The organism is Cupriavidus sp. UGS-1, assembly GCF_021213615.1.
Lineage (GTDB): Bacteria > Pseudomonadota > Gammaproteobacteria > Burkholderiales > Burkholderiaceae > Cupriavidus.
Genome location: NZ_JAJQJF010000003.1, coordinates 269,597 through 284,260, shown reverse-complemented (window position 1 = coordinate 284,260; position 14,664 = coordinate 269,597). Strand labels below are relative to the sequence as shown.

The following is a 14,664-nucleotide window of genomic DNA, read 5'->3' as shown; positions in this document are numbered from 1 at the left end:
GCCTGCGCGCCTAGCCTCGTTCCGCCGCAGGAGGGTTCGAGGGGCCGGACTGTCCGGCTTCCCCGGTCTGCCTGGCTGGCGCCGCGGGGGCGATGGTGACCTTCTGCCCGGGACTGGCTTCGCCGCCGACCACGATGCGGTCGCCCGGCTTCACGCCCTCGAGGATCTGCCACTCGGCGCCCTGCATCGGGCCGGTGCGGACCTGGCGGGTCTCCGCCACGTCGCCCTTGCCGACGACCAGCAACTGGGCCTTGCCGTCGGGACTGCGGCGCACCGCCCGCTGCGGCACCAGCATCGCGGCGGGATCGACCGCGTGCGTGACATGCACGCGTACGTACATGCCCGGCAGCAGCAGGCTGTCGGCATTGGGCAACTGGCCGCGCAGCGACACCTGTCCGGTGCCGCGCTCGACCGAGATGTCCGAGAACAGCAGCCGCCCTTCGCGCTTCTTGTCGGTGCCTTCGATGGTCACGACGATCGGCACACCGCCTTCCGGCTCCCGCTGCAGCCGGCCCTGCTCCAGCGCCTCACGCATGCGCAGCACATCGGCGACCGGCTGCTTGAAGTCGACGTAGACCGGGTCGAGCTGCTGGATGGTCGCCATCGGCGTCGCCTCGCCCTGCCCGACCAGCGCGCCTTCGGTGACCAGCGCGCGGCCGATCCGGCCGGAAATCGGCGCCCGCACCGTTGCATACTCCAGATTGAGCCGCGCGGTTTTGACTTCGGCGGCCGCGCTGCGGCGGGCGGCCTGCGCGCTCTTGAGCGTGGCCTGCGCCGCATCGAAATCCTGCCGGCTGACCGCCTCGATCTCGACCAGCGGCGCATAGCGGCGCACCACCGCGTCGGCGTCAGCCAGTACCGCCTCGGCACGCGCCAACTCGCCTTCGGCGCGCGACAGCGCCGCCTGCAACGGGGCCGGATCGATCTGGAACAGCGGATCGCCGGCCTTGACGTCGCTGCCTTCCTTGAAGTTGCGCTTGAGCACGATGCCGGCGACCCGTGCCCGCACCTCGGCGACACGAACCGGCTCGATGCGGCCCGGCAGCTCGCTGCTGACGGCCATCGGCCGCGGCTGCACCGTCAGCACATCGACCGAGGGCGCCGCCGGGGCGGCCGCCTGTTCCGCATTGCCGCATGCCGCCGTGACGATGACCGCGGCGGCTACCGCCAGCGTGCGCCATCCCCGCGTTGGGAAGTGATTCATGTCTACCTTCTTCAGTGTTCGGCAAAGGAGCGCATGCTACGCTCATTCATCATATGAATCAATAAAGATTCATATGGTATGGGAGTTGCCTGTTTTGCCGGATAATCCGGGACCGACGCGCTGCGTCCCCGCAAACGCCACAGAAAGTGCTTCTTGAGATACAAAGAATGGATTTCACCTTGTCATGACCGCCGTCCCCGCATCGAACGAAGACAACAGCCGCCTGCTGGCCGCGCTCGCGCTTGCGCTGGTCGACCAGCCGCGCGGCACGCTGCAGGACCTGGCAAAAGCCGTCGGCATCAGCAAGGCCACGCTGTACCGGTTCTGCCGGACACGCGACGAACTGATTTCCCGCCTGATCGACTATGGCGTGCGCGTGCTGGCCGACGTCGTCCAGTGCGCCGAACTGGACGACCCCTCTCCCCTTGACGCACTGCGACGCCTGAATGCGAACATGATCGAGCAACGCGAGGTGGCGGCGTTCCTGATCTATTACTGGCGGGAGGTGGTTTCCGGCGTCTCGTCGGATTGGCAGACCGACTGGGAGGGCAAGCTGGACGCCTTCTTTCTGCGCGGCCAGCAGCAAGGTGTGTTTCGGATCGACATTACCGCGCAGGCACTGACCGAAATCTGGGCATCGGTGCTGATCGGCCTGCTCGACGGGGAGCGGCGCGGGCGGATTGCCCGCGCCGGGCTGGCGGGTCTGGCGGAGCGGGCTTTCCTGCAGGGGGCCGGGGTGGCCGCGACCGCCGGTTGATTGGCGAATGTCAGGACGCGGTCGGCGTCATCCCCCGCAGATGCCCGGCAGCAGCCCGTCGAGCAACAGCATCACGTGGGCCGACGCGTACAGGCCAAGGCCGAATACCGCATGGGTGACGAGGCTGCGCAAGCGGGCGACGCCGGGCTTGGGCGTGCGGCGGGCCGCGATGCCGGCGCCCATGCCGGGTTGCATCAGCAGGAAGGGAAACACCACGCTGGCGAGCCCGACGATCAGCGCGGGGCCGAGGGTCGGACGGCAGGCCCACTGCGGTCCCCAGATGGCCAGCAGCGCCGCCGCGAACAGGATGCCGGTCACGTAGTGCGCAGTCCAGCCGATCCAGCGTTCGGCCGGAATCGCCGGCGACTGACCGATTGCCTCGTGTCGAAAACGGCCGCGTGGCATATGGCCCAGCCAACGGCCAACCATGCCGTAGTCCAGCGGCTTCATGCCGAGCCCGACCCGTTGAATCTCGGCCCAAAGGTCCATCGTCAGCGTTGCGCCGGCGCCGATGGCGACGGCCAGCAGCGGCAGCTTGTCATGCATGGCCGTGCTCCTCGCGCGAGCCCGCCGTCGCCTCGACCATCCAGCACGCCGAGGTAAACCGGACCTCGCCGCCGTCGACGTAGGGTGCGAAGGCCCGCAGCACCGTCGCGACGACGGTGTCCCGCACGTTGGCATCCAGCGTCCCGAACACTCGCCCCAGCGGCCCCACGCTGGTTACGTATCGCTGCAGTTCGCTCGCGGCAAAGGTGCATGCCAGATCGACCGGACGGATGCCGATACCGGCCCATCCGGCGGCCGACAGGATGCCGCCGACCTTGTCGGCATCGGCAAACGCGAATTGCCCGGGCCCGTCGGACGCGCGCGCCGGCAGCGCGGGCAGCAACGGCGCGGCCGCCTTCTCCGCGGTCGTCATGAATCGGTTCTCGTCAGCGCCGCGCCAGGCAATGAAGCGCAGTGTGGCACCGTCGCGCGCGGCGCGGCGCAGATTGGCGAAGGCGGCGACGGGATCGTCGAAGAACATCACACCGATCCGCGAGATCACCGTATCGAAGCTCGCCCGCGGGAACGCGTATCGCTGCGCATCCGCGCAGAGGAAGCGCGCCGTGGCGCCCTCCCGCTTGGCGCGATGCCGGGCCGCTTCGATCATCGGCTCCGACAGGTCGATGCCGGTGCACCGCCCGCGCTCGCCCAGGTCGCGCGCGACGGCCAGCGTGGTGGCGCCGGTGCCGCAGCCGACGTCCAGCACCTCGGTGCCGCCGCTGTCGCGGACGGCCTGCACGAGCAGCGCCTCCATCGGCTCGAACATCCGGTCCAGCACGTGCTGCGCCGTTACCCATCCCTGTCCGGCCGCACCGTTCCATAGTGCAGCCTGTTCGTCGTAAGCCTGCCGTTTTCCGTCCATCGTCGGCTCCTCGCAGTTGCATTGACCGTTGCATCGATCGTTGCATTGATCGTCCATGCGAGCCATCATGGCACTTCAAGTCAACTTGAAGTCAAGGGCTGCCGACATGGACATTGCAGAAGTGGCGCAACGATCTGGCGTTCCCGCCTCCACGCTGCGCTTCTATGAGGAAAAGGGACTGATCGCGTCGGTCGGCAGGCGCGGATTGCGCCGGCTGTTCGAGCCGGCCGTGCTGGATCGGCTGGCGCTGATCGCGCTGGGCCGTGCCGCCGGGTTCTCGCTGGATGAGATTTCGCTGATGTTCGCCAGCGACGGCCGGCCACGGATCGACCGCGCGCGGCTCGCCGCCAAGGCGGACGAGCTGGATCGCACGATCCGCCGGCTGACCGCGATGCGCGACGGGCTGCGGCATGCCGCGGTGTGCCCGGCGCCGAGCCACCTGGAGTGTCCGACGTTCCGGCGCATGCTGCGCGCGGCGGCGGCCGGTGCGCTGGGGGGCAGCACAGCGGAAGGTCCGGCGCGCGGGCGGGCCGCCGCCATGCGAACCGGGATCGCTAAACCCCGGACATCCGGGCGCCGGAAGGATGCTTGAATCGATTCAATGCGCCCGCCTGGCCAGCACCTCGTCGCGCGGGCCGGCATCGACGACCTTTCCGCCCTCCATTACGACGACGGAATCGAACCGCGCCAGCAGGCTCGGCCGATGGACCGAGGCGACGATGCAGGCCGACGGAAAGGCGGCGTGCATGCGGTCGAACACGCGAGCCTCGGCCTGCGGGTCGAGCGCGCTGGTCGGCTCGTCAAGCAGCAGCAGCGAGCTTCCCTGCGCCGCGAGCGCGCCGCGGGCGAGCGCCAGCCGCTGCCGCTGACCGCCCGACAGGTTGCCGCCGCGCTCGTTGATGGCGCTGGCGAGGCCATCGGGAAGGCGGTGCAATACCTCGTCGAATCCGCCCGTATGCACGGCGCCGCCCAGCGCCGACGCATCGACCGGCAGGCCGAAGGTCAGATTCTCCTCGACGCTCGCCTCGAATACCTCGGCCTCCTGCGGAATCAGCGTGGCCAGCGTACGCAGCTCGGTCCAGCCGACTGCCGCGCCGTCGCGCCGCAGTTCGCCGTGCTGCGGTTGATAGAGACCGGCGAGCGTCCGCAGCAGCGTGCTCTTGCCTCCGCCGCTTGGGCCGATCAGGGCCACGCGCGCGCCACGCCGCAGCACCAGGTCGATGCCGTGCAGTCCACCGCGGGAACCGTCGGCATAGTGCACGGTGGCGCCGCGCAATTCCAGCGTCTGCCACGGCGCATCGGGCACCACGGCCGGCACCACGGCGTCCGGATCGCCGGGGGCGTCCCAGATCGGCTCGGCGCTGCCGTAGTCGGTGTGCATCCGCGCGAAGCTCTGGAAGTTCGCGGCCATCGAACCGACGACCGAGGCGGCCTGCTGCGCGTACTGGTAGATCATGAAGACGGTGCCCAGCGCCACCGCCTGCCCCGGCGAGCGCTCCTGCAGCACGTACATCACCACCAGGATCCAGGTCAGTCCCATGCCGAGCAGGTCCACGGCGAACCACTTGCCTTCGTTGACCATGACCGCACGACGCAGCGGCGCCATCACGGCCGCCATCCTGCGGCCGAGCAACTTGCGCGAGGCCGCCTGCAGGCGCAGCCCGATCACCGTGCCGGCGTTGCCGACAAAGTCGAGCAACGCCGCGGCATAGCGGCGCTCGGCATCGTTCTCGGCGCGGGCCAGCTGCATCAGCGTGCGGTCGAAGCGCAGGATGATCAGCGCGATCACCACGTAGCCGGTGACGGCGATCAGGCCGCTGGTGCGCGAGAGCAACGTCAGCGCGACCAGCGGACCGACGAAATTGAAGGCGTTCTGCAGGTAGACGAACTGGTTCTGCGCGAAGTCCGACAACGCGCGGCTGGATTGCACCACGCGGTGCTGCAACTCGCCCGAATGCCGGCCATCGCGCCAGGCCAGCGGCGCCGCGGCGATGCGCGCATAGAGTTGATCGCCCAGCCGCTCGCGTACGCGCACCCCGACGTTGCGCTCGAGCACGCGGCCCGGGCCGTGCAGCAGCCAGGAAAGCAGATAGACGCCGATCAGATAAAGGATCCAGCGGCCGGCCGTGGCGAGGCTGTCCTGCTGCAGCGCGTTGATCGCCTGGGCGGCCAGCCATGGCATCGTCAGCCGCAGCAGCTGCGCGGCGGCGAGCAGCGCCGTCGCGCCGATCAAATGAAGCCGCACGCCGCGCGCATGACGCCACAGCGCGCGATACAGGTCGCGCGCCGCGCCTGCGAGGCCGATGGCCGGTGGTCGGGAGGTGGAGTTCGACTCCGTCATGCAGTCCTCATCGTCTTGTTCGGTGTCTTCAACGTCTTCAGATGCGACGCCGCCTGATCGGCGGCCCGGACGAAGGATACCGCCGCGCATTTGCCGAAGCACGCATGACCCTTGACCCCGGCGCAAGAATCATTTGCCGGTCACCGGGTTTTTCCGAACGGACGCGTTGCCCACAATGGCCTCATCGCGGCATAGGCATGGCCCACCGCCACGCCGATCCGCAACCGTAACCGAGAGGAACCCATGCTGTTTACACCCTATCGCCTTGGCAAGCTGACCACCGAAAACCGTATCGTGATGCCGCCGATGACGCGTTCGCGCGCCGGCGATGGCGGCGTGGCGACCGACCTGATGGCCGAGTACTACCGGCAGCGCGCCTCGGCCGGCCTGATCATTTCCGAAGGCACGCAGATCAGCCAGCAGGGCCAGGGCTACGCGTGGACGCCGGGCGTCCACACGCCGGAACAGGTGGCCGGCTGGCGCAAGGTCACCGACGCGGTGCACGCCGCCGGCGGCATCATGTTCGCCCAGCTCTGGCACGTCGGCCGCGTGTCGCACACCTCGCTGCAGCCTGGCAATGCGGCTCCCGTGTCCTCGTCCGCGCTGGTGGCCGAAGGGGTCAAGGTATTCGTCGATGTGGAAGGCAAGGGGCCGGCCGGCGGCGCCGGCGAGATGGTGCAGCACTCCGCGCCGCGCGCGCTGACGGTCCCCGAGATCCACGGCATCGTTGCCGACTACGCGCAAGCTGCGCGAAACGCGCTGGAGGCTGGCTTCGACGGCGTCGAGCTGCACGGGGCCAATGGCTACCTGATCAATCAGTTCATCGATTCGCAGGCCAACGCGCGCACCGACGAATACGGCGGCTCGCTGCACAACCGGCTGCGCTTTCTGAAGGAGGTCGCGCAGGCCGTCACCGATGTCGTCGGCAAGGACCGCATCGGCGTGCGCCTGGCCCCGCTGACGACGCTGCAGGGCGCGGTCGACGATACGCCCGAGGCCACCTATCTGGCGGCCGCCCACGCGCTCGGCAAAATCGGCGTCGCGTACATCCACATCGCCGAGGCCGACTGGGAAGACGCGCCTGTGATGCCTGCCGCGTTCAAGGAGGCGCTGCGCGAGGTCTATCCCGGCACGCTGATCTATTCGGGCAACTACGACAAGGCGCGCGCCGAGGAAGCGCTTGCCAGGGGCTGGGCCGACCTGATCGGGTTTGGCCGCAGCTTTATCGGCAATCCCGACCTGCCCTACCGCCTGCGCCACGACCTGCCGCTCAACCCGGGCAATCGGGCCCACTACTTCGGCGGTGGCGCCGCGGGCTATACCGATTACCCGAAATACGAGGTCAGCGCGGTCAGCACGGTCAGCGCGGCCACCTGACCCGGCGGCCCTTCTTCGACTCAGCATGGAAGGCGGGCCCGCATGCCCGCCTGGAGGATCTGCCATGTCGGCATTGCACACACTGACCGCAGGCGGCTTCAGCATCGGCGTGGAGCTGCCCCTGGACAACGACTGGTCGCCGGCGGGCCAGGTGGCGCGCCAGCGCGACGGACGTCTGCCGGGTGAACCCGATCTGTCGGAGCACCGCGCGCTGGCCCAACTGGCGGATCGCGCCGGCTTTCGCGCGCTGTGGGTGCGCGACGTGCCGCTGTACGATCCCCACTTCGGCGACGCCGCGCAGGTCTTCGAGGCCTTCTCCTATCTCGGCTACCTGGCCGGCATCACCGAGCGCATCCTGCTCGGCACGGCGGCCATCGTGCTGCCGCTGCGAGACCCGCATCTGACGCTGAAGTCCGCGACGACGATCGACCGGCTGAGCAACGGCCGGCTGCTGCTCGGCGTGGCCAGCGGCGATCGGCCCGTGGAGTATCCGATCTTCGGCCGCGACTTCGATCAGCGCGGCGAACACTTCCGCGAGCACGTGGCGCTGCTGCGCGACGGCGCCGCCGGACTGCCGAACGGCATCGCGTTATTGCCGCGCGCCACCGGTCCGCTGCCCTTGCTGGTCGCCGGACTCGCGCAGCAGACGCCGAGCTGGGCCGGAGAGCATATGGACGGCTGGCTGGCCTATCCCGGGACGCCGCAGGACCATGTCCGCCGCAGCGCGCGATGGCGCGAGGTTGCCGGCGACAAGCCGTACATCAGCTTCATCCATCTGGATCTGCTGGCCGACCCGGATGCCCCGATGCAGCGGCACCGCTTTGGCGGTGCGGTCGGCCGCCATGGCCTGATCGAGGAGCTGCACGCGATGCGCGAGGCCGGCGTCCACCATGTCGGCCTGCATTTCCGGCGCAACCAGCGGCCGGTACGCGACGCGATGGAGGAAATTGCCGCCTACGTGCTGCCGCATTTCCATGCGGACGCCGAGCGGCCGGTCACCGACGCAAAGGCGGCATGACGCGACCGCAGCCGGGCCGTGCAAGCCCGCTCAGGCAATCTCGGCCAGCCGCGCGCCCGCGGCCAGGAACGTCCCGGCGTCCGCCTGCCACACGACACGTCCGTCGCGATGCGCGTGGACCTGCATCTCCATCTTCATCGCTTCCATCACGGCGATCAGATCGCCTTCCTTGACCTCGTCGCCGAGCGCGACCTTCCACGCCTGCACCGTGCCGGCGATGGGCGATGGCAGTTCGGCGGGGTTGCTCGCGGACACCTGGGCCCCCGCGGTACCTTCGGCAGCGGAGCCGGCTGGCGCGTCTGCCAGACCGCGCAGCAGTTGGGCCGGCAAGCCCAGCACCATGCGGCGGCCGTCGACCTCGATAGCCGTGCGCAGCAGGCCGTCGTCCTGCTGCGGTTCGGCACGCGCCGCCGCGGCCAGCGGCTCGGCGAAGTCCGACTCGATCCAGCGCGTATGGACGTTGAAGCCGTCGCTGCCGACGAAATCGGCATGATCGATCACGGCGCGATGGAACGGCAGCACCGATGCCACGCCCTCGATGCGGAATTCGCGCAGCGCGCGGCGGGCACGCGCCAGCGCCTGTTCGCGCGTGGCACCGGTCACGATCAGCTTGGCCATCAGCGAATCGAAGGTCCCCGGCACCACCGAGCCGGCCTGCACGCCGGAATCGACGCGCACGCCCGGGCCGGACGGCGCGTCGAAGCGCCGCACCGGCCCAGGCGTGGGCAGGAAGCCGCGGCCCACGTCCTCGGCATTGATGCGGAACTCGATCGCATGGCCGAGCGGCGCGGGCGTTGCGGTGATCGACAGCGGCAGGCCATCGGCCACGCGCAATTGCTCGACCACCAGGTCGACGCCGGTGGTCTGTTCGGTCACCGGGTGTTCGACCTGCAGCCGCGTGTTGACCTCGAGGAACGAGATCGCGCCGCTGGCGCTGAGCAGGAATTCCACCGTACCGGCGCTGGTGTATTCCGCGGCCGCGCAGATGTCGCGCGCCGCGGCGTGGATGCGCTCGCGTTGCTCATCGCTGAGGAACGGCGCCGGGGCCTCCTCAACCAGCTTCTGGTTCCGGCGCTGCAGCGAGCAGTCGCGCGTGCCGAGCACGACCACATTGCCATGCCGATCGGCGAGGACCTGCGCCTCGATATGGCGCGGCCTGTCGAGGAACTGCTCGACGAAACACTCGCCGCGGCCGAAGGCGGTGACCGCCTCGCGCACCGCTGAGGCATAGAGTTCCTCGACCTCGTCCATGCGCCAGGCGATCTTCATGCCGCGGCCACCGCCGCCGAACGCCGCCTTGATGATGATCGGCAGGCCGTGCTGCTCGGCAAACGCCAGCACCTCGTTGGCGTCGGCGACCGGCTCGGGCGTGCCGGCGACCAGCGGTGCGCCGACGCGCAGCGCGATCTTGCGCGCTTCGACCTTGTCGCCGAGCCGCGCAATCGTGGCCGGCGACGGGCCGATCCAGGTCAGGCCGGCATCGATGACGGCCTGCGCGAAGGCCTCGCTTTCCGACAGGAAGCCGTAGCCGGGATGCACGGCATCGGCGCCGCTGCGGCGCGCGATGTCGAGCAGCTTGGCGATGTTCAGATAGGTATCGGCGGGACGGTCGCCGTCGAGGCCGTAAGCCTCGTCGGCCAGGCGCGCGTGCATCGCGTCGATATCGGCGTTGGCATACACCGCCACCGAGCCGACACCGTAGTCGGCGCAGGCGCGGATGATGCGGACGGCAATCTCGCCACGGTTGGCAATCAGGACTTTCTTCATCGCGAGTTTCGGTAAAAGGCGCCGGCTCAGTCGGCGGATGGTGGCAGTTCCTGGAACGGGCCGATCGGGTTGAAGCGCAGCCAGGCGCCGACCGGAATCTGACCGGCACGGTCCAGATGGTGAGGCGCCACGGCGCCGATCACCGGATAGCCGCCGGTCAGCGGATGGTCGGCCAGGAACAGGATCGGCTGCCCGCTGGGCGGCACCTGCAGCGCGCCCAGGGCGGTGCCTTCGCTGGGCAGTTCGCCGGTGATGGCGCGCTCGAGCGGCACCTCGCCGGCCAGCCGCAGGCCGACGCGGTTGGACTGCGGCGTGACCTGCCAACGCTGCGCGGCCAGCCGCGCGACGGACTCGGGGGTGAACCAGTCGGTGCGCGGGCCCAGCACGACGTCGAGCACCACGTCGTGTTCGACCGTCGGCAGATCGGCCGCGGGCTCTTCCGGCATGCCGACCACGGCGCCCGGCGGCGCGGGCAGGACACCCAGCCGATCGCCGACGGCCAACGGCGCGGGACCGATGCCGGCCAACGTGTCGGTCGCGCAGCTGCCAAGCACCGGCGCCATGGCAAAGCCACCACGTACCGCCACATAACAGCGGGCGCCGGCGACCGGCTGGCCGACGCTCAACGTGTCGCCATCGGCCAGGGCCACGGCCTGATGCGTCGGCACCCGCCACTGGCGGCCATCGGCCGCCCGCACGGTCAGCGGCGCATCGGCACCGGTCACGGCCAGCACGGTCTCGCCCTGGCTCTGCAGCTGCAGGCCGCCGCCGACGGTTTCCAGCGCGGCGACGTCGCTGCGATTGCCGACCAGACGGTTGGCCATCCTCAGTGCGGTCTGGTCCAATGCGCCCGAGGCCGACACGCCCTGCCCGGCCTGGCCGGGGCGGCCGAGGTCCTGGAATACGGTCTGCAATCCGGTGCCCTTGACCTTCAGCGCCGCGGCGCGAGCGCATTCGCGTTGCGAGCCCTGCAAGCCCTCCGGGCCCTGCGCCCCTGAAGCGGGTGCGGGGTCGTGCAGGGACGTCATGCGGCTCTGCGCGGCATCGTCCAGCGTCGCGATATCGACAAAGCGCACCCGATATCCGGGCTGCAGCAGCGCGGGCGGCTCTCGATCAAGATTCCACATCGCCACCGGCGTGGTGCCGATGATCTGCCAGCCGCCGGGACTGGCCTTCGGGTAGACGCCGCTGAAGGTCCCGGCCAGACCCACGGCCCCGGCCGGAATCCACGTGCGCGGCGTATGGCGGCGCGGCACGTCCAGCGACGGATGGCCGCCGCTCAGGTAGGCGAAGCCCGGCGCGAAGCCGGTGAACGCGACCGTGTATTCGCTGCCGGTATGGCGGCGCACGACCTCGTCGGTGGTGATGCCAAGCCGCTGCGCGACCTCGGCCAGGTCCTCGCCGTCATAGCGGACCGGGATCTCGATCAGCGTACGGCTGCGCGCGACGCGCCGCGACAGGTCGCGCGCGGCGATCGCGCGGACCAGCGCGGCGGCGTTGGTGGCCCAGGGGCGGTAGTGCACGAGAATCGTGCGCGCGGCCGGCACCAGCTCGGCCACGCCTTGCAACGGATCGCGCTGCAGCGAGGCCAGCAGCGCCAGCGTCTGCTCCAGGCCGGCCAGCTCGACCAGCAGCGCATTCGTGGAAACGGGCAGGAAACGCAAGATGATCTCCGGATGCGATCCGCGCTCAGGCGAACGCGGACACCTTCACGCCATCGCGTTCCAGCGCCTCGCGCACGGCGCGTGCCATCTCCAGCGCGCCCTCGCTGTCGCCATGCACGCAGATCGACTGCGCCTCGACGCGCGCCACGCTGCCGTCGATGGCGACCACCGTGCCTTCCCGCACCAGGCGCAACATCCGCTGTGCGACCTCGCCGGCATCGTGCAGCACCGCGCCCGGTTCCCGGCGGGAGACCAACGTGCCCTGCGGCGTATAGGCGCGATCGGCGAAGGCCTCCGCGACGACGCGCAGGCCGGCATCGCGCGCCCAGCCCACCAGCGGCGAGCCGGCCAGCGCGACCAGCACCAGTTCGGGGTCGACCGCGCGGATGGCTGCGATCACGTCGCGCGCCTGGCGCTCGTCGCTGGCGATGGTGTTGTACAGCGCGCCATGCGGCTTGACGTAGCGCACCGTCGTGCCGACCGTCGCCGCCATGCCCGCCAGCGCACCGATCTGATAGATGACGTCGGCAATCAGGTCCTCGCTCGCCACGTCCATGTTGCGGCGGCCGAAGCCCTGCAGGTCGGGATACGAGACATGCGCGCCCACCGCGACACCGCGCGCCGCGGCGGCCTTCAGCGTGCGCAGGATGCCGGCCGGATCGCCGGCGTGGAAGCCGCAGGCCACGTTGGCGCTGCTGACGATGTCGAGCATCGCCGCATCGTTGCCCATGCGCCAGGCGCCGAAGCTCTCGCCGAGATCGCTGTTCAGATCGATTTGCATGGCGTCGGACCTCAATGCGCGGGCTCGGCTTCGCCGACCAGTTCGCGTCCTTGCGTCTCGGGCAGCAGCAGGCAGGCGAGCACGACCAGTCCATAGGCGCCGGCCGCCAGATAGCCGATCGCGACACCGAGCGACATCGTGGCCCCCATATGTCCGATCAGCGCCGGGAACACGGAGCCGACCGCACGCCCGAAGTTGTAGCAGAAGCCCTGTCCGGAACCGCGGATATGGCTCGGATAGAGCTCCGTCAGGTAAGCGCCCATGCCGGAGAAGATGCCCGACAGGAAGAAGCCCAGCGGAAAGCCCAGCAACAGCATCGCCGCATCGGTAATCGGCAACTGCGTGTAGCAGATCACCAGGATGGCCGCGCTGACCGCGAACAGCATGAAGCACCGGCGGCGGCCCAGGTGATCGGACAGCCAGGCGCTGGTCAGGTAACCGGCGAAGGAGCCGGCGATCAGCACCATCAGGTAGCCGCTGGTGTTCAGCACCGACAGGTTGCGCTCCATCTTCAGGTAAGTCGGCAGCCAGGTCGTCACCGAGTAGTAGGCGCCCTGCATGCCGGTGGCCAGCAGGCTCGCCAGCACGGTCACGCGCAGCACGCCCGGCTTGAAGATCAGCATGAAGTTGTTGCTCTGTCCGGTGGCGGCGAGCTTCGCCTTGGTCTCGCGATACACCTCGGGCTCGCTGATATTGCGGCGGATATAGAGGATGAAGACCGCCGGCAGCACGCCGATCCAGAACAGCACGCGCCAGGCGTATTGCTGCTCGAAGACCGCGTAGACCGCCCAGAAGGCGATGGCCGACAGGCCCCAGCCGACCGCCCAGCTGCTCTGCACCAGACCGACGGCCTTGCCGCGATGGCGGGCGCGGATCATCTCGGCGATCAGCACCGAGCCGACCGACCATTCGCCGCCAAAGCCCAGGCCCTGCAGCATCCGGGTCACGAACAGCTGCTCGGACGACTGCGTGAAGCCGCTGAGGAAGGTGAAGAAGCTGAACCACAGCACGGTCAGCTGCAGCACGCGCACGCGGCCGTACTTGTCGGCCAGGATGCCGGCCAGCCAGCCGCCGATCGCCGAACTGATCAGCGCGCCGGTCGCGATATAGCCGGCCTCGGCCTTGGTCATGCCCCACACCAGGATGAAGGTGGGGATCATGAACGTGTAGATCATGTAGTCGAAGGCATCGACCCCATAGCCGACGAAGGCGGCAAAGAGCGTCTTGCGCTCTGCCTGCGTTGTTTCTTTAAGCCACATGGTTGCGCTCACTCGGGATAACGGCGAAACGTGGGATGCTCGTCGCGCTGTCTTCACGACCCTGCCGCGACGGCGTCGAGGCAGTGAGCGGACCATCGAAACAGCCGCCCCTCCACCGCAGCGCTGTTTAGGAAGGCACGTGCCATGTTGATATATATGCACGTATTACTCAACCACCGTGGATAGATTGTTCAACAATCATCCAACAGGATCGATTCTGGTATACACCTAGCCGCACGCAAGCCCGCGGCGCAGCACCAATCAGGGGCATTTTGTTGAACAAAGGTGGGGTAACATCGCGCGAAATCCCGGCCACGCGTGCGGCGGGGTGCGGGCGCGCCCCGCCGCGCCTCCCGATTCCCCAGCCGGACGACCGGTCCCTTGCAGCCAACATGACAACCAGTTCCGACGTAAAAAACCTGGCCGAGCGGGTCACCGAGCAGATTCGCCAGCGCATCCTGCATGGCGACTTCGCGCCGGGGCAGCGGCTGTCCGAGGCCGCGCTGAGCGAAAGCCTGCAGATCTCCCGCAACACGCTGCGCGAGACGTTCCGCGTGCTGACCAAGGAAGGCCTGCTCAAGCACGAGCCGAACCGCGGCGTCGCGGTGGCCATTCCGAGCATCGCGGCGATCATCGACATCTACCGGGTTCGCCGCCTGATCGAATGCCAGGCAATCGCGCAGGCCTACCCCAGCCATCCGGCGCGCAAGCACATGCGGCAAGCGGTCGAAACGGGGTTGCAATGCCGCGACCGCGGCGACTGGCAGGGGGCAGGCACCGCCAACATGGAGTTCCACATGGCCATCGTGGAACTGGCCGACAGCGAACGGCTGAACGTGATGTTCTCCCACCTGCTGGCGGAGCTGCGGCTGGCGTTCGGCATGCTGCAAGATCCGGAATTCCTGCACGGCCCTTACGTCGAGATGAACCAGCAGATCCTGCAGCTGTTCGAGTCGGGCAAGCTTGCCGAGTGCGCGACGGCGCTGAACGACTATCTGGTGCAGTCCGAGCGCATCGTGCTGTCGGCCTGCGCCCGGCATCCGATCTTCAAGGGGCGCTGAAGGTGCGCCGATGGCGCAGCCGCGCCG

13 protein-coding genes are annotated in these 14,664 nt (G+C 69.0%); 5 read left to right on the top strand and 8 right to left on the bottom strand.

What is annotated here, in order from left to right; translation table 11 throughout:
• Positions 1–10: 10 nt before the first annotated feature.
• Positions 11–1,204 (bottom strand): efflux RND transporter periplasmic adaptor subunit, encoded by a 1,194-nt coding sequence (locus tag LRR16_RS06150; protein WP_232205184.1) that lies wholly within the window; start codon positions 1,202–1,204, stop codon positions 11–13.
• 184 nt (positions 1,205–1,388) lie between these two features.
• Between LRR16_RS06150 and LRR16_RS06145 the strand changes: the two genes are divergently transcribed.
• Positions 1,389–1,961: a TetR/AcrR family transcriptional regulator gene (locus LRR16_RS06145; RefSeq protein ID WP_232205183.1), complete on the top strand. Its 573-nt coding sequence runs from the start codon at positions 1,389–1,391 to the stop codon at positions 1,959–1,961.
• Between the two features lie 27 nt (positions 1,962–1,988).
• On the opposite strand, the gene LRR16_RS06140 is transcribed toward LRR16_RS06145, so the two are convergent.
• Together LRR16_RS06140 and LRR16_RS06135 are read right to left on the bottom strand one after the other, a co-directional pair.
• Entirely contained in the window at positions 1,989–2,507 is a 519-nt protein-coding gene (locus LRR16_RS06140; protein ID WP_232205182.1) for a DUF2938 domain-containing protein, read from the bottom strand.
• Positions 2,500–3,369, bottom strand: a complete 870-nt coding sequence (locus LRR16_RS06135) for a class I SAM-dependent methyltransferase (protein ID WP_232205181.1) — start codon at positions 3,367–3,369, stop codon at positions 2,500–2,502. Before LRR16_RS06135 ends, LRR16_RS06140 begins: the two co-directional genes overlap by 8 nt.
• A gap of 67 nt (positions 3,370–3,436) precedes the next feature.
• Here LRR16_RS06135 and LRR16_RS06130 point away from each other — a divergent pair, with 67 nt between their 5' ends.
• Positions 3,437–3,961, top strand: coding sequence for a helix-turn-helix domain-containing protein (locus LRR16_RS06130; RefSeq protein WP_232205180.1), 525 nt, complete (start codon positions 3,437–3,439; stop codon positions 3,959–3,961).
• 6 nt (positions 3,962–3,967) lie between these two features.
• On the opposite strand, the gene LRR16_RS06125 is transcribed toward LRR16_RS06130, so the two are convergent.
• Positions 3,968–5,710 carry an ABC transporter ATP-binding protein gene (locus LRR16_RS06125; protein ID WP_232205179.1) on the bottom strand — a complete coding sequence of 581 codons (1,743 nt, stop codon included), beginning with the start codon at positions 5,708–5,710 and terminating at the stop codon, positions 3,968–3,970.
• Between the two features lie 243 nt (positions 5,711–5,953).
• Here LRR16_RS06125 and LRR16_RS06120 point away from each other — a divergent pair, with 243 nt between their 5' ends.
• Together LRR16_RS06120 and LRR16_RS06115 are read left to right on the top strand one after the other, a co-directional pair.
• The gene (locus tag LRR16_RS06120) at positions 5,954–7,087 is read left to right on the top strand and encodes an alkene reductase (protein ID WP_232205178.1); all 1,134 of its coding nucleotides are present in this window, start codon (positions 5,954–5,956) and stop codon (positions 7,085–7,087) included.
• 64 nt (positions 7,088–7,151) lie between these two features.
• Positions 7,152–8,105, top strand: coding sequence for a TIGR03571 family LLM class oxidoreductase (locus tag LRR16_RS06115; protein WP_232205177.1), 954 nt, complete (start codon positions 7,152–7,154; stop codon positions 8,103–8,105).
• Positions 8,106–8,135: 30 nt separating this feature from the next.
• Here the strand turns inward: LRR16_RS06115 and LRR16_RS06110 are convergent, their stop codons facing one another.
• From LRR16_RS06110 to LRR16_RS06095, 4 genes are read right to left on the bottom strand one after another with little or no spacing between them, the layout of a single operon-like run.
• The gene (locus tag LRR16_RS06110) at positions 8,136–9,872 is read right to left on the bottom strand and encodes a biotin carboxylase N-terminal domain-containing protein (protein WP_232205176.1); all 1,737 of its coding nucleotides are present in this window, start codon (positions 9,870–9,872) and stop codon (positions 8,136–8,138) included.
• 26 nt (positions 9,873–9,898) lie between these two features.
• Positions 9,899–11,536: an urea amidolyase family protein gene (locus tag LRR16_RS06105; RefSeq protein ID WP_232205175.1), complete on the bottom strand. Its 1,638-nt coding sequence runs from the start codon at positions 11,534–11,536 to the stop codon at positions 9,899–9,901.
• A gap of 25 nt (positions 11,537–11,561) precedes the next feature.
• A complete protein-coding gene (locus tag LRR16_RS06100; RefSeq protein WP_232205174.1) occupies positions 11,562–12,317 on the bottom strand; it encodes a LamB/YcsF family protein in 756 nt (251 codons plus the stop codon).
• An 11-nt stretch (positions 12,318–12,328) separates the two neighbouring features.
• Positions 12,329–13,576 carry an MFS transporter gene (locus LRR16_RS06095; RefSeq protein ID WP_232205173.1) on the bottom strand — a complete coding sequence of 416 codons (1,248 nt, stop codon included), beginning with the start codon at positions 13,574–13,576 and terminating at the stop codon, positions 12,329–12,331.
• Positions 13,577–13,968: 392 nt separating this feature from the next.
• Here LRR16_RS06095 and LRR16_RS06090 point away from each other — a divergent pair, with 392 nt between their 5' ends.
• Positions 13,969–14,637 carry a GntR family transcriptional regulator gene (locus LRR16_RS06090; RefSeq protein ID WP_006578164.1) on the top strand — a complete coding sequence of 223 codons (669 nt, stop codon included), beginning with the start codon at positions 13,969–13,971 and terminating at the stop codon, positions 14,635–14,637.
• Positions 14,638–14,664 lie beyond the last annotated feature (27 nt).